Genomic DNA, 404 nt, shown 5'->3' with positions numbered 1-404 from the left:
CAAAGGATCTTTACAAGCAAATTCCCTCACGAAAGGTAAAGGTTGATTCTTCTGTAACCGATTTTGCTGCCTTTGCAAAGACCTTCGGGATCAACTATAAAATCTTAAAGCTGCATAATCCCTGGTTGAGGGAAACAAATCTTGAAAACAAATCCCGTAAAGAATATTTGATCGAGTTACCGGAGCCCGAGTATTATAGTGTAGCGCCTTAAAATAGTTTTCAAAAAGTAAAATTATGAAGGACTTCTTTTACTAAGATCGGCTGTTAAGGAGTGAGAGTTTTTTCTGCCTGTGAATATTGACTGCTGTCATTAATTAGGAGAAGGGAAATTGCGCTGGTAAAAGAATCGTAGTTAAGATCAAAGGATTTTTCAAACTCTATCCCGAAAGGATGAGACACCTTT

1 pseudogene is annotated in these 404 nt (G+C 37.4%); it reads left to right on the top strand.

What is annotated here, in order from left to right:
- Positions 1-212: pseudogene (locus HC176_RS19715) on the top strand (lytic transglycosylase domain-containing protein); the annotation flags it as partial.
- Positions 213-404 lie beyond the last annotated feature (192 nt).

The organism is Tamlana crocina (assembly GCF_012037625.1).
This window is presented reverse-complemented; position numbering and strand designations above follow the sequence as displayed.